Source organism: Thermodesulfobacteriota bacterium, assembly GCA_034189135.1.
Lineage (GTDB): Bacteria > Desulfobacterota > Desulfobacteria > Desulfobacterales > JAUWMJ01 > JAUWMJ01.
Map to the genome: position 1 here is coordinate 40,969 of JAXHVO010000065.1, position 19,908 is coordinate 60,876.

The 19,908-nt window shown below is 43.1% G+C and carries 20 protein-coding genes; 16 read left to right on the forward strand and 4 right to left on the reverse strand.

Annotated elements, in window-relative coordinates:
- Positions 1-4 precede the first annotated feature (4 nt).
- Entirely contained in the window at positions 5-1,102 is a 1,098-nt protein-coding gene (locus SWH54_09445; GenBank protein MDY6791479.1) for an SPFH domain-containing protein, read from the forward strand.
- Positions 1,099-2,136, forward strand: coding sequence for a prohibitin family protein (locus SWH54_09450; GenBank protein MDY6791480.1), 1,038 nt, complete (start codon positions 1,099-1,101; stop codon positions 2,134-2,136). The genes SWH54_09445 and SWH54_09450 overlap by 4 nt, the downstream gene beginning before the upstream one ends.
- Positions 2,137-2,433: 297 nt before the next feature.
- Here the strand turns inward: SWH54_09450 and SWH54_09455 are convergent, their stop codons facing one another.
- The gene (locus SWH54_09455; GenBank protein ID MDY6791481.1) at positions 2,434-2,820 is read right to left on the reverse strand and encodes a polymer-forming cytoskeletal protein; all 387 of its coding nucleotides are present in this window, start codon (positions 2,818-2,820) and stop codon (positions 2,434-2,436) included.
- 281 nt (positions 2,821-3,101) lie between these two features.
- On the opposite strand from SWH54_09455, the gene SWH54_09460 reads away from it, so the two are divergent.
- The 6 genes from SWH54_09460 (at position 3,102) to SWH54_09485 (ending at position 8,137) form a co-directional block, all read left to right on the forward strand.
- Positions 3,102-3,395 (forward strand): HU family DNA-binding protein, encoded by a 294-nt coding sequence (locus SWH54_09460; GenBank protein MDY6791482.1) that lies wholly within the window; start codon positions 3,102-3,104, stop codon positions 3,393-3,395.
- Positions 3,382-4,365 carry an HU family DNA-binding protein gene (locus SWH54_09465; protein ID MDY6791483.1) on the forward strand — a complete coding sequence of 328 codons (984 nt, stop codon included), beginning with the start codon at positions 3,382-3,384 and terminating at the stop codon, positions 4,363-4,365. The genes SWH54_09460 and SWH54_09465 overlap by 14 nt, the downstream gene beginning before the upstream one ends.
- Positions 4,366-4,589: 224 nt before the next feature.
- Positions 4,590-5,621, forward strand: coding sequence for a hypothetical protein (locus SWH54_09470; protein MDY6791484.1), 1,032 nt, complete (start codon positions 4,590-4,592; stop codon positions 5,619-5,621).
- On the forward strand, positions 5,618-6,460 hold the full coding sequence (locus tag SWH54_09475) for a substrate-binding domain-containing protein (protein MDY6791485.1): 843 nt from the start codon (positions 5,618-5,620) through the stop codon (positions 6,458-6,460). Before SWH54_09470 ends, SWH54_09475 begins: the two co-directional genes overlap by 4 nt.
- Positions 6,438-7,160: a monofunctional biosynthetic peptidoglycan transglycosylase gene (gene mtgA / locus SWH54_09480; GenBank protein ID MDY6791486.1), complete on the forward strand. Its 723-nt coding sequence runs from the start codon at positions 6,438-6,440 to the stop codon at positions 7,158-7,160. Before SWH54_09475 ends, mtgA begins: the two co-directional genes overlap by 23 nt.
- Positions 7,161-7,429: 269 nt before the next feature.
- Positions 7,430-8,137, forward strand: coding sequence for a hypothetical protein (locus SWH54_09485; GenBank protein MDY6791487.1), 708 nt, complete (start codon positions 7,430-7,432; stop codon positions 8,135-8,137).
- Positions 8,138-8,146: 9 nt separating this feature from the next.
- Here the strand turns inward: SWH54_09485 and SWH54_09490 are convergent, their stop codons facing one another.
- On the reverse strand, positions 8,147-8,950 hold the full coding sequence (locus SWH54_09490; GenBank protein MDY6791488.1) for a DUF3786 domain-containing protein: 804 nt from the start codon (positions 8,948-8,950) through the stop codon (positions 8,147-8,149).
- 305 nt (positions 8,951-9,255) lie between these two features.
- On the opposite strand from SWH54_09490, the gene SWH54_09495 reads away from it, so the two are divergent.
- From SWH54_09495 to purN, 6 genes are all read left to right on the forward strand, one after another.
- The gene (locus SWH54_09495) at positions 9,256-10,044 is read left to right on the forward strand and encodes a helix-turn-helix domain-containing protein (protein MDY6791489.1); all 789 of its coding nucleotides are present in this window, start codon (positions 9,256-9,258) and stop codon (positions 10,042-10,044) included.
- 36 nt (positions 10,045-10,080) lie between these two features.
- On the forward strand, positions 10,081-11,406 hold the full coding sequence (locus SWH54_09500) for an acetyl ornithine aminotransferase family protein (GenBank protein ID MDY6791490.1): 1,326 nt from the start codon (positions 10,081-10,083) through the stop codon (positions 11,404-11,406).
- A gap of 297 nt (positions 11,407-11,703) precedes the next feature.
- On the forward strand, positions 11,704-11,847 hold the full coding sequence (locus tag SWH54_09505; protein MDY6791491.1) for a hypothetical protein: 144 nt from the start codon (positions 11,704-11,706) through the stop codon (positions 11,845-11,847).
- Positions 11,848-11,876: 29 nt separating this feature from the next.
- The gene (locus SWH54_09510) at positions 11,877-12,416 is read left to right on the forward strand and encodes a type I restriction enzyme HsdR N-terminal domain-containing protein (GenBank protein ID MDY6791492.1); all 540 of its coding nucleotides are present in this window, start codon (positions 11,877-11,879) and stop codon (positions 12,414-12,416) included.
- 51 nt (positions 12,417-12,467) lie between these two features.
- Entirely contained in the window at positions 12,468-13,151 is a 684-nt protein-coding gene (locus SWH54_09515; GenBank protein ID MDY6791493.1) for a Crp/Fnr family transcriptional regulator, read from the forward strand.
- A gap of 1 nt (position 13,152) precedes the next feature.
- Positions 13,153-13,959, forward strand: a complete 807-nt coding sequence (gene purN / locus SWH54_09520; GenBank protein MDY6791494.1) for a phosphoribosylglycinamide formyltransferase — start codon at positions 13,153-13,155, stop codon at positions 13,957-13,959.
- Positions 13,960-13,999: 40 nt separating this feature from the next.
- Here purN and SWH54_09525 read toward each other — a convergent pair whose 3' ends face one another.
- Positions 14,000-14,665, reverse strand: coding sequence for an NlpC/P60 family protein (locus SWH54_09525; GenBank protein MDY6791495.1), 666 nt, complete (start codon positions 14,663-14,665; stop codon positions 14,000-14,002).
- Between the two features lie 139 nt (positions 14,666-14,804).
- Positions 14,805-15,968, reverse strand: a complete 1,164-nt coding sequence (locus tag SWH54_09530) for a TraB/GumN family protein (GenBank protein ID MDY6791496.1) — start codon at positions 15,966-15,968, stop codon at positions 14,805-14,807.
- A gap of 259 nt (positions 15,969-16,227) precedes the next feature.
- Between SWH54_09530 and SWH54_09535 the strand changes: the two genes are divergently transcribed.
- Together SWH54_09535 and SWH54_09540 are read left to right on the forward strand one after the other, a co-directional pair.
- The gene (locus tag SWH54_09535; GenBank protein ID MDY6791497.1) at positions 16,228-17,043 is read left to right on the forward strand and encodes a CbbQ/NirQ/NorQ/GpvN family protein; all 816 of its coding nucleotides are present in this window, start codon (positions 16,228-16,230) and stop codon (positions 17,041-17,043) included.
- Between the two features lie 137 nt (positions 17,044-17,180).
- Positions 17,181-19,901 carry a VWA domain-containing protein gene (locus tag SWH54_09540; protein MDY6791498.1) on the forward strand — a complete coding sequence of 907 codons (2,721 nt, stop codon included), beginning with the start codon at positions 17,181-17,183 and terminating at the stop codon, positions 19,899-19,901.
- Positions 19,902-19,908: the final 7 nt, after the last annotated feature.

Here is a 19,908-nt window from a genome sequence, read left to right on the forward strand (position 1 = left end):
GGCTATGTCAGATATGAAACCAGAAGACAATGCTTTGTCAGAAACATCGGAGAAAGATTCCAAAGTTTCCAAACCAAAATCGAGATTTAAAACAATATTCAAAATTCTCGTCGGCCTGGCAGTGATTTTGTTGATTTCATCCGTTTTTTTTCTGGAATATATCAGGCCGAACGAATTCGGTATAAAAATTGTGAGAGTGGGGATACATCGCGGCGTTCAGAAAAAAATTTATCAGGCAGGTCTGCACCTGGTGCTTCCTTTTGGACTCCAGGAGATAAACCGTCTTCCAAAGGATATTCAGGTCCTGGAATTAACCAACTTTCCTGAAATGGCGACTCAGTCTTCCAGGCATGAAAAAGCCGCTCATATTCAGACATCGGACGGTTTTTTTGTGGATGTGGACGTATCCATTCTTTACCGAATTGAAGACCCCTATATGGTTTTTACCACCATAGGACCTGGAAATCTTTATGAAAACAACGGTATCATACCCAAAGCAGAACCGGTGCTGAAAGCAACTCTTGGGGAGCTGACCACAGAAGAATTTTACAACAGCCCTTTAAGGGTCGAAAAGGCAAAAGCTGCCAAAGAGATGCTTAACAAAGAATTGAAATCAAAGGGACTACGAGTGGAAAATGTTCTGGTGCGTTATTTTACTTATAGTGCTGAAATACAGAAAAATATAGAGGAGAAAAAGCTCAAAGACCAGCTGGTGTTTAAGAATCAGTCTGAAGCAAAAGCGGCGATTGAGGAGGCGACTTTAAAAAAGATCGAACAGGAAGGAAAGGCCACCGTGCTGGTAGAACTTGAAAAGGGGAAAGCCTATGTGACCAGAAAACTGGCGGAAAAGGACCTCTATGTCAGAAAAAAGAAGGCGGAGGCAAACCTTCTGGTTAAGCTTGCCGAAGCGGAAAAAATTCGCCTTAAAAATGATGCCCTGACCGGAATAGGCGCACAGCGAATGGTGGGGCTGAAAATGGCCGAAGCATACAAGAGCCTGGACAAAATTATTTTACCGAGTGACGGTCCTGCCGGAGTAAATCCGCTGGATCTAGACAATACATTGAAGTTGTTCGATGTGCGTAAAGGAGGTGCAAAATGAGGCATCTTTTTATATTGATTATAATGGCCGGTATGCTGTTTCTTTTTGGTGGTTGTGTGTTTAATACTACCGGTGATACTGAAGTGGGCGTGAGAACAATCAAATTTGGTATTATTGCAAAAAAGGGAGTAGAAGATAAGGTATATGCTCCGGGAGCCACTTATTTTTTTCTTCCCTACATCAATGACTGGCACACCTTTGATACAAAACTCCAGAACCTGGAGATGACCTTTGATCCGGACAGGGGGGACAGAAAATCAAGAGATGACCTGCTGTTTAAAACCATTGACGGTAATGATATCAGTCTGGATGTGATCATCGTTTATAGAATTGACCCGGCAAAGGCGCCTTATATTCTCCAATATGTGGCGCAGAATGACAAAGCGTTGCGAGAAAAGATTGTGCGCACGGTTGCCAGAAGCAAACCCAGAGACATCTTCGGAGAACTGACGACGGAAGAGTTCTATGTGGCTGAAAAACGTGAACTTCAGGCACACAGATCAAAGGAAGTCCTGCAGGAAATTCTGGGTCCAATGGGAATCATCATTGAAAAAGTGTTAACCAAAAACTATAGATTTAACGTCGAATATCAAAAGGCCATCGAAGACAAAAAGGTGGCAGACCAGATGGTTGAAAAAAACAAGTCCGGCCAGCGCGCAACCGAAGAAGAATATAAACGAAAGCTCGAAGAAGTCAGGGGTGAAGTCAACAAGATGGTAGCGGATGTGGATGGAGAATACCTGAAAGCGAAAATAGAAGCCGACGTTTATTATGAGAAACAAAAACTTCTCGCAGAGGCCATAAAAACCGAAGCCGTTGCCGAAGCAAAAGGGATACAAGAGATGAATGACGCCATGGCCAGGCAGGGAGGGGAAGCACTGGTTAAACTCAAAATCGCAGAAGCGCTTCAAGGGAAAAAGATGATGCTGCTTCCGGTTTCAGAGGGCGGCATGAACCTTAAAACAACCGATATCAACCAGCTGATCAATACAATGGGGGTGAAAGCGCTTTCAACCAAGAAGGGTGAAAAGTAGAGTCTTTATTCTATCAAATAAAGCTTGGTTCTGTAGGCCAGGTCAGAGATAACTGGCAATGCCGAATTGATTAACACATGTTACGGGTTGCGAGTTGCGAGTGATGAAATGAATTTTATCTCAATTTTTTGTTTAAAAATGGTCGTTCAAAATAGGGTAGAAAATAATCAACGAAATTTAGTGTAAGAAATAGCAAAACGCTGTTTGCAACCCGAAACCCGCAATTCGCAACGCGTGGTGTTTAAGATGAAACCTCTACAGGGAGTAATCAAGGCCGAGCCTTTTTAACTCGGATATTTATTTTTTCAGAATTCGGGCCTGTCCGTCAAAAAAGCAGCCTTGGGCCACAGTGATTTTCCCTGCATTGATATCGCCGATCATGCGGCCGTTGGATCTTAGTTCTACATGGTCTGCCGATTTAATACATCCATTGATCTCTCCTTCAATGATCACCCTTCGGGCACGGACTGTTCCTTCAATTCTTCCTGTTTTTTCAATCCATACCATCCGTTTGCAGTCAATGTCGCCTTTGAAATCACCCGAAATCCTAAGGGTATCTTCTCCTTTTATATTCCCGGTGAAACGGGTATCGGAAGCAATAACGGTTACTGCCGATCCCACCTCGTCTTCAAGGGATTTCTGATCTATTTTGATAAATTTACCCTTATTTTTGTTAAAAATCATCCTGTATTCTCCGGCTACCGGTTTAGCCCTTTATCATTGGTAAGTTTATACTCAAATACTGTAAGCGTCAAGTTTGCCGTATATTTCGTTGACGAAAACATAACGGTACGCTATTAAATAAAGGAGCATCTACCGATATGACTATCCCGGAACCCAGCTGATATGGAAGATGTTAATATATGACACTACAATTGGGATAGACAAACCGGAAAAAGGATGATCAAACATTTGCTTCTTGAATTCAGGACTCCTCGAACCCTATCCATATTACGGAGCTGCCTGTGAATAATAGTGAATTTATCAAACGCTTGTCTGAGAGGACAGGACGGTCGCAGCGTGAAATCAGACGGTTATTGGGCCATATTACTGCGATCATCCGAAAAACGCTGGATGAAGATTTAAGATTCACTATACCCAGGCTCGGTACCTTTGGAACCCGTATCCGACAAAAACGAAAAGCCTATCATCCACTTGTTAAAAAGTATATGATGCTGCCGCCCAAGCGAATCGTATCTTTCAATGCCAGTTCCATCCTTAGAAAAAACGTAAAAGGCGAAAGCCATGAAAAGAAATGATAAGATAACCTTTTCGGATCTGGTGGGGCGTATTGCAGATGAGGCAAAAGTTTCCCAGAATGCGACACGCCACTTACTCAAAGAAATGTCATCCATTATCGATGACCGGCTTGTCCAAGAGGGTAAGGTCAGTATCAGCGGCCTGGGGATTTTTAAGCTTAAATGGCAAGCCGCCAAAACGGGTATGAATCCACAGACCGGTGAACCGATTGAAATTTCATCACAAAACCGGGTTGTTTTCAAACCGGCAGCGGATTTGCGCAGGTATATAAACCGGAGCTATGAAAATGAACAACCTGAATACATTGATGATGTCAAAGATACCCCAGCGGTTTATTCCGAAAAACCGAATTTTCGCACAAGATGGCCCACCACCAAGCGGGTGGGTTTACTTATTGTGCTTATATTGCTTATTTTGTCAGCTATTTTTTATGTATTCAAGCCCTCTGTTAAATCGCCGGTCACGGTTAAGAGAAATCTGCAACAGGGGACGGAAAAAGTTCCAGGTCAGCCTGCTGAAAAATTGCTTACAGGTAAAAAATCGGTCGATTCTCCTTTCAAATCAGTTGTTTCATCCGGGGGTGCAGCTCACCCGGTGGACAAATCCGGATATACCCAACATATTACAACAGGAGACACCCTTTGGATGATTTCGAAAGCGTTTTATGCGGATCCATTCCTGTGGCCCAACATATTCCGGGTCAATCTCAGCGTGATCAAAGATCCGGATGTGCTTGAAGTCGGTGAAACAATCCGTACCCCACCCCTTGAGGGGACGGCTGAGCATTTGACTCCAAGGGATAGGATGAACATTGCCGATGGCTATTTCCAGGTATATTTGGCCTATCGTCGGCTGGGGAAAAAAAAGGCGCCACTTTTCCTGCGGGTGGCCAGACAATATAATGTGCCGGAAATATCCGCCCGATACAAAGATAAATTAGAGAAAAGTAAACCTGCTTCGAATAAATAGTTTTTTCCATTCAGGGCTTGAGACCTGAAATTAAAAAGATTTACCACGGAGTTTCACTGAGAGACACTGAACTTTAATGGTTAATATCGGTGAAATTTTCGAGCACATCCGTGGTAAAAATATGAAGGACAAATTTCCAATTTCCACGTTCAGCGAACACTCACCTCATTGAATGATATTTCGCATTCACTGATAATTGAAGGCGTGATGGCAAAGGAGGATTTATGAAATTCGAGGCCCAAGAAAAAGAAACCGTCATTTTAAACCCTGTCAAGAACATGGAACGCAGATCGATCTCCAGTGAAATACGCCTGGATCCCCTGACAGGCAGAAGTGCGCGAATCTGCCATTTTATGGAACTAAAATGGGAAAAGCCGGATTTTGAAAAAATAATTGCCGGAACCGAAGAATATTGTCCCTTTTGCCCGGACAAGGTCATGAAAGTCACCCCTTTATTTCCTAAAGAGATCGTGCCGGAAGGTCGAATGGTTTCAGATGATATGGTTCTTTTTCCCAACATCGCTCCTTACGACAGCCTGGGTGCGGTGGCAACCCTTGGCAGCCGTCATTATATTCCCATGACAGAAATTAAGCCTGAGCGTATTGCCAAGGCATTTCGTCTTGCCATGGATTTTTTTAGTCGAATCCACCAAATCGGACATGCGGAATCGGTGTATCACATTATTAACTGGAATTACATGCCGGCTTCAGGAAGTTCCTTGATTCATGGCCATCTTCAGGTGTTTTCCACCTCTTTTGCGCCAAACCTGATGCGGGAGGAACTGGAAGCGGCAAAGACATATTTGGAGGTGAACCAAACGAATTATTGGGATGATCTTGTGAAAAGGGAAAAAGCAAGCGGAAAACGGTTTTTAGGAACCATCGGCCGCAGCAACTGGTTCAGCGCATATGCTCCCATGGGAGTTGCCGGCGATGTGCTGGCAGTGGTGGATGATGTTCGATCCACCCTTGAACTGACGGATGATGATCTCTTAGACCTGGCAAGAGGTCTCACCCGGGCCATGGCTGCCTATGATAAAATGGGTATTTACAATTTTAACATGAATTTTTTCACCGGCAAAGAAACCGATGATTTTGCGCGATTTCACCTGCTGTTTTCACCCCGGACTTTTTTCAACCAGGCATTGGGCACTCCCGACATAGGTGCTCTGAGAAACCTTTTTAACGAAACCCTTTGCATGGCTTTTCCCGAGGATATAAACAAAATGCTTAAACCGGAGTTTTTATCAATATGAAGCAAAAAAGTTTAGCGGTTATTCCAGCCGGCAGATCGGACGATCTGCATCACCTTGAAATTGCTGATTCAGCAGACCTTGTACTTTTTATGGCAGGAAATCAGTTTATGGTTATGGATGAAATCATTGGGAAGTTTCAACATAAGTACCCGGATATCAAAAAGATTTTTTATGAAACGCTTCCTCCCGGATTGGAGTTGAAACAGATTTTATCCGGAGGCGCTGTTTATAAAGATCAAATAATTGATGTCACGCCCGACATTTACACCTCGGTCAATAAAAAAGGAATGAATATTCTTGAAGAATCGGGTTTTATAACGAAGAATGACTATCGACTTTACCTGCATAACCGGCTAACCCTGATGGTGCCTGAAGGAAATCCGGCTAAAATAAAATCTGTATTGGACCTGGGTCGTGATGACGTTCGTATCTCCCAGCCGGACCCTGAGAATGAAGACATTGCCTTTCATATCATGGATATGTACCGGCAGACCGGTGGAGAAGATCTTGTCCACCGGATCATGGAAGAAAAAAGAGCCGAAGGGACAACCATATTTACCATTGTTCATCACCGGGAAACCCCGTTGCGCATTTTAAAACAGACGGTGGATGTGGGACCGGTATGGACCACGGAAATAATCCATGCCGGGTCGTCCGGCCTTAAATTTGATGTGGTTGAACCGGGCAAGGACCTTGATCAAAGAGACCAGATCAACTATTATATATGCAAATTAGCGAACTCCCCCAATCCTGAAAATGCCCGGAAGTTTCTGGATTTTATTACCTCTCCCACGGCTCAAAATATATATAAAAAATATGGTTTCTTACCGGAATTATAATAATTACTTTAGATCTACGCTGAGAGTACTTAAGAAGGTGGTTCTTCTGTTTTTGCTAATCACCATCCTGCCGGTTTTGTCTTTGCGGTGGATTTCACCGCCAACCACTTCCTTTATACTGCAGCATAAATTTAATGGGTGGTGGAATGATAAAAAGAATGTCAACATTCGTTACCGGTGGGTTGATTTGAGTAAAATATCGCTTCATGCACCGCTTGCCGTTGTTGCAGCAGAAGACCAAAAATTTCCCGTGCACTGGGGATTTGACAGTGAGTCGATTGAAGAAGCCTGGCGGGAGCGGGCCAACGGCACACGTGTTCGCGGGGCAAGCACGATTTCCCAGCAGGTGGCTAAAAACCTGTTTTTATGGCCGGGGCGCAGTTTCTTAAGAAAAGGAGTGGAGGCCTATTTTACCACGCTCATAGAGCTGTTATGGCCAAAGCGTCGAATTATTGAAGTCTATCTCAATATTGCCGAGTTTGGCAATGGTATTTTCGGAATAGCGGCAGCGGGAAAAACATTTTTCAAAAAACCACCCATACGACTCTCGCGGTGGGAATGTGCGCTTCTGGCGGCAGTGCTTCCCAACCCCAAGCGATTTCGGGCAGATAGGCCCTCAACCTATGTTTTACACCGCACCGAATGGATCCATAGTGAGATGGATCGTCTGGATAGGGCCAGGTACCTGAATAGCCTATAATCTCAAAAAGCTCTTGAAGAGGGAAGTCTTTTTTGAACGTCGAACATCGAACGTTGAACAGTGAACATCGAATGACGCAATCGATGGATTTATGCAGAGAGACCGATATTCTCTGCTGGTTTATTAATGGGTATAAAATACCTTATTCAACGTTCGATGCTCAACGTTCATAGAGTTTAATTTTGAATGCCACGGACTTCGGACATGGATTCTTTACTCACCACAGAGCAGCAGAATAGACAAAACAACTCATTTTAGGAATAAAACATATGGCAGATCGATTCCCGCAGGTGTTATTGTGCCAAAGGATGTTCCTTTTCCTGCTTCTGTCATTAGTATTGGTAGTCATATGTGGTGGATGCACGTTCATAATCAAACAAAAGCGCCCTGAAGAGACGGTTTCAACCACCCTGCCTTGGGATGTGAAAAATTATGCTGATTTTTTAAAACAGAATATAAAAAATATGAATGAAAGATACTCCACCGAATATGCATCTTACAATTTTGTGGTGGATACAGACAGGGGAAGTACGCGCATACAGAACCTGATTGAACCCGAAATAGCACTAGAAATTAAAGACCGGCCGTGGTCTGAACACATGCAAGATGACTATAAGTTATATAAAATTTTTAAGTATGTACAAAATAATTATGTTTTTTTTGCTGAGCCGGCTAAATGGCCGACAGTTAAAGAGACAGTGAAAAGAAAAAAAGGGGATTGCAAGAGTTTGTCCCTGCTGCTGATGTCTTTATTGATATCCGCAGACATTGAAACCCATGCCGCAATTTCAAACGGACACATGTGGGTCAATGTTTTTTATGATAACAGATGGCATGTTCTGGAAATTGATAATGATGCGGAAAGACAAAAAATTTATACAATCCCCGGATTTTACGACTATCCGCTTTATAAGATATATGCCGACCATACTGAAAAAAGGGTATTAAAGAAATCTTTCCCAAAACATGGTCCGTAATTTCAGTAGTCAGACATTCCCGTGTCTCAGAGCGATCTTTTCAAACATGATGACAAGCCCGGTAGCAAGGGTATACAGGGATTCAATGTTGAGATTTTTCTGGGCGGTTGAATCGAAAAAGATATTCAGACTCGATTCAAGACCATCTTCGGGCTTCCAGTAACAAATCAGGATGGGTACTTTTGGTAGTGGGTGTAAAACAAGGGAAATATCAGAGGAGTAATGATTTTCCACCCGCCTTCCGTTGAACAGGCGAATCAGGTCCTCAAAAAGATTGGTATGAGTATCGGCCACTTTTTTTAGGGGTTTTTCACATCGCTGCTGGAAAAGTCGATACCGCGCCTTACCGCCTTTCAGTTCCCTGAAGGGGACCCATTTCCCTGAAACAGGCACTCCCGCACCCTCTGTTATGTAGGTAATTACCGGAAGGGCGATCCAGGTATGGACATGTATGTCGGTGGTAATGTTTCCTTCGGTGTCAATACTAAAGTTTTTACCGAGAATATTGATCGTCAATTTATTATGCGAAAATCCAGCTCCCAATCTCTGTGCAGCCAAAGAAAGGTCTATGGTAGTAATTTTTCTTTTCAACTGCTCAATTTTTTTGTACTGCTCCTGTTCCAAGGTCATCCGGGTGTCAGCCACGCCATACTTGTTGAGTGTCTTACTATCAACATAAGGGCATTCATCAAGTTTTTTTTGACCTTGGAACACTGCGGCCGCAAAGGCCAGGCATGTCGGTTTGTTACATTTCCTACAATTGGATTTATTAAGTAACTTGAAGACCTCCATCGTATTACTAAATTGGGCCATGTGGTCATTCTCCTTTTTTCGTTTTAAAAAAGTGAATTTAATAATTATACCCATGAGGCGATAAAAGCAAAATAATTATCAATGGTAATTCCCCGGTCAAACCTTAGGTTTCATGCTTCGTTGTGCCCGGTCTGGCATGAAAATTTATGAGAAACACTATAAGATTAAGAAGCAGAATAAAAACATAGCCTAATTGGGCTATTTCTCAGATTTTATTTTTTGTCGGTTCAATAAAATAAAAAATCTTGACACGGCTTTTCCGGCCGGTTATATATGTTGCTAACAAAGTAGCAACATATATAGCTATGGAAAATATCAATAAATTACGTGAGCTTGGCTTTTCCAAATACGAAATATCATGTTACCTGTCACTGGTGTCCAACCACCCGATCAACGGATCACAGTTGAGTCGGCTTTCAGGGATTTCCAGATCACGGATTTACGACGTTTTGCGCAACATGACCAGAAAAGGGATTGTCCTGGAAGTCGAAAACGGTCTGTATGCCCCCCTTCCTCCTGATGAGTTGATGAAAAGACTCCGCACTCAGTTTGATTCCAATCTTTCTATTTTTAAAAAAGAGATTAAAGCTGTTTCTAAAGAAACGAGTTATGAATATATCTGGTTTATCCGTGGCTATTTGGAGGTAATGAAAAAAGCCGGTGAGATGATCCGTTCAGCCCGTGAAGAGCTTTATGTCAGGCTTTTTCCCCAGGCAGGTGAAATACTTGAAAAAGATATCAAGGATGCCGAGGCCAGAGGTGTGGGTATCAGGTATGTTGCCATGGGAGATATGCCGTTGACATTTGATGTTCAGGTTATTCACCCGGAAACTGCAGGTATTGCCGATACGATTGGAGGTCGATCATTTGATATCATTTCTGATAAATCCGAGGCGCTTGTCGGCATTTTTGAGCCGAATAAAGAGGACCTTTCTCCAATCAACTGGACCAGGAATAGATTATTCATAATTTCTGCCCGCGACAGTCTTCGACATGACTTCTATCATTATTTTCTTTCCAAAATCTACGATCTAAAACAGCAGCTTACAGAAAGGGATAAAAGAATCTATGAGTTTATTAAATCTGACGATTAATTTTTAAATTAATAAAACTGTGAAAGGAGGATTTCTATGAAATTACCCAAAATAAAGACTTCTCTTCCGGGTCCGAAAGCGGCATCTTTAATTAATATAGATCGAGATCGTGTGTCTCCCTCATATACCCGGGGCTACCCGTTGGTTGCTGAAAAGGCATTGGGGGTGTGGATAGATGATCCGGATGGCAATACTTTTCTTGATTTTACTGCCGGCATCGCCGTATGTGCGACCGGACACTGTCACCCCAAAGTCGTCAGTGCCATAAAAAAACAGGCAGATAAGCTGATTCACATGTCAGGGACCGATTTTTATTATACCTCGCAAATTGCGCTGGCCGACAAGCTGGCACGACTTGTACCGGGAGACGGAAATAATAAGGTGTATTTTGGAAACTCGGGTGCTGAGTCAGTGGAAGCCGCCTTCAAGCTTGCCCGCTGGTTTACCAAACGGGAGCTTAACATCGCTTTTTTTGGTTCATTTCACGGCCGAACCATGGGGGCATTGTCTCTCACAGCAAGTAAGGTGATTCAAAAAAAACATTACAATCCCCTTATACCGGGAATTACCCATATCCCTTATGCTTACTGTTATCGATGCCCATACAACATGTGTTATCCTGATTGCGGCATCGAATGTGTGCGTTGGGTAGAGGATAACCTATTTCGCACCACCATGCCTCCGGAAGAGGTGGCGGCTATATTTGTCGAGCCGATACAGGGGGAGGGGGGGTATGTCGTGCCGCCTTTGGAGTTCCACGTTGAATTGCAGAGAGTGGCAAAAAAATACGGAATTCTTTACGTGGTTGATGAAGTACAGGCAGGAATGGGCCGTACCGGAAAGATGTTTGCCATGGAACACTTTGGCGTGGAACCGGATATCATGGCTTTGGCCAAGGGGATTGCATCAGGTATGCCTCTGGGTGCAATGGTGGCAAAATCCGACATCATGGTCTGGGAGGCCGGTTCTCACGCTTCTACATTTGGCGGGAATCCGATCTCATGCAGCGCCGCACTGGCAACCATCGAACTGTTGGAAGACGAATTGATGGAAAATGCCAAAATACGCGGAGAATATATGATGGCCCGGCTTGGCGAACTACAAAATTCCATAGAGTGTATCGGCGATGTTCGCGGCAAGGGTTTGATGATCGGTGTTGAACTGGTAAAGGATCGCGAAACAAAAGAGCGTGCCGCCACCTGGCGAAACGAGGTGGTTCTCAAGGCCTTTGAAAAGGGGCTGCTACTCCTTGGATGTGGTGAGAATACAATCCGTTTTTCACCCGCCCTGACCGTAAGCAAACAAGAGATAGATGTATGCCTTTCTATCTTTGAAGAGGCGCTGCGTGAAGTGACGACCTGAATCCTGCAGGGCCCATAGGCAATTCCCCGGTCGAACCGAGCTAAGATGGAAAAGCGACTGTTTGTTTCTAATGAATATATTCCATAACTCAGGCGATGAGTTAATTCAGAGTGGGCAATTTTACTGTTAAGATGCGGTTTTGGTTGAATCTTGCCTTCTAATGTGATTTGAAAATAATACTGCGAAACCTTAACCGGACATGAGTTGCTATTTTTTATTTTTAAGTTTAATGTTACGGGCAATGCTTCGGTATAAAACAGCTGAATTGTTCCGGTCACTTTTTTTCAGGAGGCGGCAATGTCAAAAGAATTATCTTGCCCTGTTGAAAGACGTTCCCAAAAAGATAGAAGAAAAAAATTCACTTTAAGTCGGTTTATTTACAAGGGAATAGACAAAAACCTGGAAAGAAGAAAGATTAGCGACCGAAGGTCCCGGTCTTAAGGGGATGATGGGTGGACAGGAGGCAAACATTGGCGGATTTGACTAAACCGGGTAATGTCATCATCGATTTCGTTACCGGAAAAGAGATACCGGATGTGGGCCCTGAGGCTAACCGGCAAAGGGTGGAACGGGTTTTGGTCGAGCAAAAGGGATACGCAAAAGAAGACATCGAAGTTGATGCTCCCCTTGAGGTTGAGATCGCGGGAAAAGAATACCGGTCAAGTGTCGATCTGGTGGTCAGTGTGGATGGTAAGCGTTTGATGGCTGTTAAATGTGCGGCAGGCTCTCTGGGGTCAAGAGAAAGAGAAATTATTGCGGCTTCCAGGCTTCTTGATAATTATCAAATTCCTTTTTCTGTCGCTTCGGATGGGAAAACCGCCATTGTACTGGATACCGTATCCGGGAAAAAACTGGGGGAGGGTCTTCATGCGATTCCTGCAAAAGAGGAGATAAAAAAGAGTTCCTCTGCCACGCGGCCTCAACCTCTGCCTGAGAAACGTTTTGAAAAAGAAAAGCTTATTTTTCGCAGCTATGACAGCATGAACGTAAATGTAACACGCAATATGTAAAGAGCAAATAGGTCTTTATCGAAGCCCTTATTTTAAAACAATGAGAGTAATATGGATAGCAAGCAAAGCTTTCTTTTAAATATTCCCGGTTTCAGAGGTCTTTCCAAAAACCAGGTCGAACAAGTTGGGCGGATAGCTGTTGAAAAAAAAATAATGAAAGGAAAAATCATTTTTTCTGAAGGAGATGAGGGGAATGGGTTTTATATCGTGGTTAAAGGACGGGTGAAAGTTTTTAAAGTTTCACCGGAAGGAAAGGAGCATATTCTTCATATTGTGGGGCCTGGAGAAACGTTCGGTCAGGTCGCTGTTTATGCCGGGAGGTCATTTCCTGCAAGTTCAGAGGCAATTAGCCAAAGCCATCTGCTCTTTATCCCCAGAGTTGCATTTGTGGGGCTAATTGCCGACAATCCATCACTGGCAATGAGTATGTTGGCGGTTCTTTCCCTGCGGCTAAGAGAATTTACCATTCAGATTGAAAATCTTTCTTTAAAAGAGGTTCCTGGGCGTCTTGCATCCTACCTTATTTATCTCGCTGATGAGCAAAAAACAGAGGATACTATTTCTTTACCGATTTCAAAAGGGCAGCTGGCCAGTCTCCTTGGAACCATTCCTGAAACCTTGTCGCGAATTTTTACCAAAATGAGCAGCCAAAATCTAATTCAGGTAAGCGGTGGAGAAATAAAAATTTCAGACCGCACCGGACTTGATGATCTGGCTATGCATGGAAAGCTTTAAAATGGAAAATAAGTTTCGCATCGGAGTGCTCATATCAGGAAGTGGAACAAACCTGCAGGCGATCATCGATTCCTGTGAAACAGGTAAAATAAAAGGCAAACTGGCATTTGTAGGCTCGGACAATCCCAATGCCAAGGGTCTTGAAAGGGCTCGCAGGCATAAAATTCCTACGTTAGTAGTGGACTACTCTTCCATGATAAAACGATTGAACAGGAAAACGGAAAAAGCCCTGCTGCCTGATGACTTTAACTTTGATGATTTGCTGTCCAAGCAAACTCTCTTGTTAGGGAACGCCAATTCCAAAAAAACCAAAACATTTATAATGACGCGCGCAATAATTGAAAAAGAGCTTCTGGATAAGATGAAACCCTACCCTTTTGACCTTCTTGTACTGGCAGGTTTTATGAGAAATTTAACTCCGTATTTTATCGACAGGGTGAATACGAATCCTGGTTATCCCCGCATAATGAACATCCATCCTGCACTCCTTCCATCATTTCCCGGAACGGATGGATATGGAGATACGTTTCGCTATGGGTGCAAGGTGGGTGGCTGTACGGTTCACTTTATTGATTATGGGGAAGATACAGGGCCAATCATCGGCCAGAAATCATTTCAGATCGAAAAGGATGACACACTGGATACGATTAAAAAAAAAGGATTGGCATTGGAATGGGAGCTTTATGCGGAATGTATCAACCTGTTTGCCGAAAACAGGCTTAAGACAGTCAAGGTTCCATATAGGCTGAAAAACGGTGAACAAAAAGAAAGGACCGTGGTAAAAATATTAGATTCTTCTCCACTTTAGCTGAAGGAAAGGCCCCGAGGGTTGAGGGGTTTCTGGAGTTTTACAAATACGTTCTTGCACCGACATATCTGGATCTATAATATTTTCCTGAAAGTGAATCTCTGCGGATTTTTTTGCCGGTTCCCGATGCGTGGATAAATTTATTATTTCCCGTATATATCCCCACGTGAGATATTTTTTTCCATCCTATGGTTGCAAAAAAAACCAGGTCTCCTTTTATTAACTGACTGCGTAAAACAGGTTTTCCGACTTTCCACTGTTGTATGGAAGAGCGTGGGAGATTCAATCCGTTCAGCCGATAAACCGTCATGGTTAGCCCACTGCAATCAAACCCTTTTTGGGGAGAAGCCCCCCCCCATAGATACGGAACCCCAATAAAATTTTCGGCTGTTTTTACAATGGAACTTCTGATGCTGTTTTCATCTCTCAGATACTGTGGGCTGACAATATAAAAGTTATCAATAGTGCCATTGGCCTTAAGGAGTTCGGCTTTTTTGCGGGCTGCATTTTTGGTGGGAAAGTTGCCGAAGCGAACCTTATACAAACCCGATTGGTGAACAAAATGATACGCATTGAGTCCCTGACGTTGCAAGGTGTTGGTCAGCCTTAGCGCATTTCTTTGATTGGAAAATGCTCCGGCCTGAACGGCAAAATGAGCTGGGGCAAGAAATTTGGTTGAAATATATGGTGTTGAAGTCGGAGTCACAGTTGTAGAACCACCGCAACCTGATAAAAACAATAAGAGGATAACAACAATATGGACTTTAGCACAAGATTGGTATTTGGTTCCCATGGTTTTGGCCCTTAGAGTTTGTGCGAATATGAAGCTATTTTTATACGAGCCGTTAAAGCAATTTGACGATTAACGGTAGAGCGACAAATGTACCCACGGCGCTGCCAAGGTTGGTAAATACAACGACCAGAAGTATTCGTGTCACTTTGTTTTTCCAAAAACCACGTATAGAAATAATATCTTCGGGCAGGCTTTCAATATCCCTGACTCTTGGCTTTCTAGAAAATGCCTCCACAAGCCCGGAGACCCACCCTGCTGCAATCAGCGGGTTTAGAGAGGTTAACGGAGCAGCCAGAACGGAAGATAAAATGGTAAGGGGATGTGCAAAGGCGATGGCTGCACCAAGGCCTGCCAGTACTCCGTTTGCCAACAGCCAGTATTTTATCATTTCTTTTCCGGTGGCAGCTCCTCCGTAAAAAAAGCCCGCCACAAAAAGCATCAGGATGACTGCGGGAATCATCCATTTTAAAATACCGGAAGCCTTTCCTTTGGGTGGCAGTTGTTCCAGGGGTTCAATATCGATATTTACATTCCAGTATTTTTTAATTCCCGGCACATGACCGGCACCCACAACGGCAACAATAGTATTACCTGGAGCTGTTTGTATTTTATGAGCAAGGTATCTATCCCGCTCATCTATCAGGATATCTTTTAATACCGGAAGTGATTTACCAACATCGGCCAACAGCGTTTCAAGCACATCATTTTGCTTTATTTTTTCAATGTCTTGTTCGCTTATCTCATCGACTCCTCCCATCGATAAAATGAGTTGAAAGAACAGCTTAAACTTGCTCCAGAATCCCATGGTACGCCATGTTCTTGAAAGGGTGATACGGATGTCCCGATCTGCAAGGTGTATGTTGGCCCCCAGAGCTTCTCCTGTCTCAATGGCTTGAATCATTTCCTGACCGGGTTTAATATCAAATTTGCTGGCAATCCTTTTTTGAAATGACGATAGCAGGAGGTTGGTAAGAAGCAGAAAAGATTTTTTCTCCCTGATGACTTTGACAATATCCGTATCTTGCCACATTTCCTTTTGGCGGATGGCCTTATATCTGGATTCGCAGAGCTCAATGCAGACGGTATCGGGTTTTTCCTCTTCGATGACCTCTTTTACCAGCTGAGTGCTTTCTTTAGAAACATGAGCAGTTCCCAAAATAATAATTTCTTTGTCTTCCAAGTCAAGGCGGTGTATCATATTGCTGTTATTTATCATTGTGATAGTGTATATATTTCCTTTACCGAGTGACTCAAGTTTCGCATCCTTGATTTCAATCACGGTCCAGGCGGTGAAAAGCCTCTACCGTCTAAAGCTTTAATTGAATTGATGGGTGCGATACGGGAGCATTTGATTTTAAAGCTACGTCATCTATGCGTAGATTTTTTTGCTATGACGGATTAATATAACAACTACACTTGAGGTGTCAATGCAAGTTCAACGCCTGCAATGATTAAAAAATGGAGGTTATGATTGAATGGCACATGAAATTGAACAGAATACCGGCAGTTATTTAATAGAAAAAGAGCCATATTATGTGCAGACAGATAATGAGGTCGCCCTTTTTGAGGCTGCTTATAATGCCAGGCTCCCGGTTATGCTAAAAGGGCCGACAGGTTGCGGTAAAACAAGATATGTCGAATATATGGCATATCGATTAAAACGGCCACTGATAACCGTGGCCTGTCATGAAGACCTGTTTGCATCTGATCTGATAGGTCGTTATCTGCTGAAAAGCGATGAAACCGTATGGGTCGATGGTCCATTGACAAATGCTGTGCGCAATGGCGCCATATGTTATCTTGACGAAATTGTAGAAGCCCGCAAGGATACAACCGTGGTGATTCATCCTTTGACAGACAATCGAAGAACACTGAGCATAGATAAAAAAGGTGAAACCATACGCGCACATAAGGATTTTATGATGGTGATCTCATATAATCCAGGATATCAATCTGTGCTGAAGGATTTAAAACAAAGCACACGTCAGCGTTTTGTCGCCCTTGAATTTAATTATCCGGAAGCCGAAAAAGAAGCCCGGATCGTTTCTCATGAAGGAGAAATTGAAATGGAAACCGCCATGAGACTGGTTACTCTGGCAGAAAAAATAAGGAGTATCAGGGAGCATGGCCTGGCAGAAGGGGCAAGTACCCGCCTGTTGATATATGCCTCTCAGTTGATAAAAAGAGGCACACCGGTGCACCAGGCATGTAAAACAGCAATATGCCTCCCGCTTACAGACGATGAAAGGCTTCAGGAAACCTTGAACGATCTAATAGAAGATATTTTTTAGCGGTTTTGTAAAGACTAATCGTTCACCACAAAGCTCGCAGAGAGCACAGAGAATATATTGTTATATTAATTAGTTGCCTCTGTGGTCTCAGTGCTCTCCGTGGTAAATTTGATTTCTGAGAAACCACCTGTTTTTCTATGGAAAAAGAAAATCCTTTAAAATTGCTTGCTATAGCTGACCCTGATCTGGCGGAAATGGTTTCAGCGGGACTGAAAAAGAAAAAACGATCCATTTCTGCTGGAAATATAAAGATGCTGGTTGATGAAACCCTGTGGGGATTGTCTGTTGAAATGTCTCTCGGGCGTGCCATTGCCGAGGGATACATTAAGTTCATGGAAAATAAAAACCGCGATAAGCTGTTGCAATATCGTGATTTAACCCGCAAAGGCGGAAGCGTGGGGCCGACCTTTGGTCGGCTTATGGCTATATACCTTGTTCCCGTGTTAAAACATGGTGACGGCAGAATGCTTAACATGTTTCTGGATGCCGTTGATGTGATGCAACAAAAGGGAACCCATACGCTAAAAAGCCCCTTAAAATCTCTAGCCCTTTTATTAGACACCGGGAATAATCAGGCAGCAGCAGAGTATCTTAAACTCCTTGGCACCACTTTTTCCCAAGGTTTGACTTATAGCCAGTGCCAACATTTTTCTTATGTGCTGCCCAAAACGGTACTTTCCTTTTCTTCTTCCAAGCGCCCATGGCAAATTAAACAGTTGATAAGACTGGTAAGTGAAGACATTCGTCTGGTCGATCCTTTTCTTGATGGCATGGAAAAATGCTTGTATCTTCTTTCAAAAGAAGCGTTGGATAAATTTGTATCTTTAGGCCTCAAAAAAGCAAAGCAAAACATGACGCTTGGTATAAAATTTTTATCCCTTACCTCCAAACTGGGTATTGATACCTATGAGGGTATGCAAATAACGGTACCCATTACACAGGTCAAACAGCAGATAAACCATTATCTTCGGGCTCGAACCGGCCTGATGATTCCCATACGGCCTCTGTCCATGATGGCAAAATTTCAAAGTGATGAGGGTGATAGTAAAACAGGCGCTTGCTGCGACGGGAAATTTATTTACCTGCCCGATGAAATAAGTTTCTTTAAAACAAAGGAAGAAAACATCAAACTGTATAAATGCCTTGCCCGGTTTGAATCCGGCTGTTTTGAATTTAACACATTCGATTTTGATTTAGAAAGAGCAAGGGAAAAATACTTCCGGATCAACTCTTTGGCGAAAAGGGCACCCGTCCAGGAGAAAATGTCCGATTTGCAGCGATTTTTCCTGCTTTTTCCCCATAAAGAGCTGGCATCCGACCTGTTTACAATTTTTGAGCAGGGCCGTATTAGAACATTATTTGCCAGGCGGTATCCCGGCTTGGTGAGAAATTTTCTGCCGGTACTTCAAGAGGAAGCGCTGTGCATCTTCAACCAAGAAAGATGTGTGAAGCCTGTTTATCTGCTGTATTTACGAATTGCCCTTGGATGTTCTACTGATGAAGGTTTGTACCCGGATGAAGGGTATATAAAAAAGGCTGCCGAGCGATTTGAAAAAAAAATCAGGGAAGACCATACGGTTGAAGTATGTGCCCATTTGGTCAGTTGTACCTATCCGGAAATAGAGTCGATTTTAAAGCAGAACCCGATCGGTGATCAGCTAGCGGAAGGTTATCTGTCGGTAAAGTTTCCCTTTGGACGTAAACTTCGGCCAGATCTTTTTTATCTGGCAAACAGTCATATGGAAAATATGGCTCAAACAGTTAAGGTGATGCTTGAAGCAAAAGGATATAAAGTTTATAAATCTGAGATAAGAAACTGCCTTGATGCCAACCATGGTACTTTATCTCATGAGGATATACAAGATATGATCGGAACGGGTGAATTTCGCGGAATAAAAATTCAGGAAATAGTCGATTCTGTAAAACCTCAAACCGTTGATATATCCCTTGCTGATGCCGATACAAATAAGACTTTCTGGTACAAAGAATGGGACTGCAATATTCAAGACTATCTTAATGACCATGTAAGAGTGGTGGAAAAATTGCTCAATGGATACCAGGACAATTTTTATAACGATGTCCTTGAGCAGTATCGGTGTTTGGTACAAAAGATTAAATATGCGTTTGAACATTTAAGACCGGAAGGGCTTAAAATATTAAGGCAATGGGTAGAGGGAGATGAATTTGATTACAGGGCCCTTTTGGATTTTGTCATGGACAAAAAGGCGAGGATAATGCCTTCCGACAGGCTTTATATTAAACGGATAAAACAGCAAAGAGATGTGGCTGTTTTGCTTTTGGTAGATCTTTCCAGGTCTACGGCAAATACTGTTTACCGCTCTAAAGCTTCTGTTCTTGATATTGAAAAAGAGGCCATTGTGCTTTTCTGTGAGGCCCTTGAAGTCGTGGGTGATGCCTTTGCAATTGCAGGGTTTTCTGGAACCGGTCGCCTGGGAGTTGATTATTTTAATATAAAAGAATTTGATGAGGATATGGGGACTTCTGTCCGGCAGCGAATAAGTGCCATGGCTCCGCAGCGAAGCACCCGGATGGGCGCAGCCATTCGCCATGCTGCCGGAAAATTTGACCGGGTATCTTCCAAAGTCCGCCTGATGATCATTTTAAGCGACGGTTTTCCGAATGATGTTGACTACAAGCAGGAATATGCTATCAAGGATACACGTAAGGCCATATCCGAAGTGCACTCCAAGAATATTTACGTTCACTCTATAACGGTTAACCTTGCCCAATACTCAAAGCTGGACGATCTTTATGGGGATGTGAAGCACAACATTATTTCGGATATTCGTGAACTTCCCGACAAGCTTTTGCGTATTTACAGCGGGTTGACCCGATAGTCGGTGT

Bases quoted from the DNA above. Each gene is read 5' to 3' on its own strand.
- SWH54_09530 (MDY6791496.1), bottom strand. From the start codon at position 15,968: ATGATAAATAACAGCAATATGATACACCGCCTTGACTTGGAAGACAAA.
- SWH54_09540 (MDY6791498.1), top strand. From the start codon at position 17,181: ATGGAAAAAGAAAATCCTTTAAAATTGCTTGCTATAGCTGACCCTGAT.
- SWH54_09495 (MDY6791489.1), top strand. From the start codon at position 9,256: ATGGAAAATATCAATAAATTACGTGAGCTTGGCTTTTCCAAATACGAA.
- SWH54_09455 (MDY6791481.1), bottom strand. From the start codon at position 2,820: ATGATTTTTAACAAAAATAAGGGTAAATTTATCAAAATAGATCAGAAA.
- SWH54_09505 (MDY6791491.1), top strand. From the start codon at position 11,704: ATGTCAAAAGAATTATCTTGCCCTGTTGAAAGACGTTCCCAAAAAGAT.
- SWH54_09535 (MDY6791497.1), top strand. From the start codon at position 16,228: ATGGCACATGAAATTGAACAGAATACCGGCAGTTATTTAATAGAAAAA.
- SWH54_09485 (MDY6791487.1), top strand. From the start codon at position 7,430: ATGGCAGATCGATTCCCGCAGGTGTTATTGTGCCAAAGGATGTTCCTT.
- SWH54_09465 (MDY6791483.1), top strand. From the start codon at position 3,382: ATGAAAAGAAATGATAAGATAACCTTTTCGGATCTGGTGGGGCGTATT.
- SWH54_09475 (MDY6791485.1), top strand. From the start codon at position 5,618: ATGAAGCAAAAAAGTTTAGCGGTTATTCCAGCCGGCAGATCGGACGAT.
- SWH54_09470 (MDY6791484.1), top strand. From the start codon at position 4,590: ATGAAATTCGAGGCCCAAGAAAAAGAAACCGTCATTTTAAACCCTGTC.
- SWH54_09450 (MDY6791480.1), top strand. From the start codon at position 1,099: ATGAGGCATCTTTTTATATTGATTATAATGGCCGGTATGCTGTTTCTT.
- purN (MDY6791494.1), top strand. From the start codon at position 13,153: ATGGAAAATAAGTTTCGCATCGGAGTGCTCATATCAGGAAGTGGAACA.
- mtgA (MDY6791486.1), top strand. From the start codon at position 6,438: ATGGTTTCTTACCGGAATTATAATAATTACTTTAGATCTACGCTGAGA.
- SWH54_09515 (MDY6791493.1), top strand. From the start codon at position 12,468: ATGGATAGCAAGCAAAGCTTTCTTTTAAATATTCCCGGTTTCAGAGGT.
- SWH54_09445 (MDY6791479.1), top strand. From the start codon at position 5: ATGTCAGATATGAAACCAGAAGACAATGCTTTGTCAGAAACATCGGAG.
- SWH54_09490 (MDY6791488.1), bottom strand. From the start codon at position 8,950: ATGGCCCAATTTAGTAATACGATGGAGGTCTTCAAGTTACTTAATAAA.
- SWH54_09500 (MDY6791490.1), top strand. From the start codon at position 10,081: ATGAAATTACCCAAAATAAAGACTTCTCTTCCGGGTCCGAAAGCGGCA.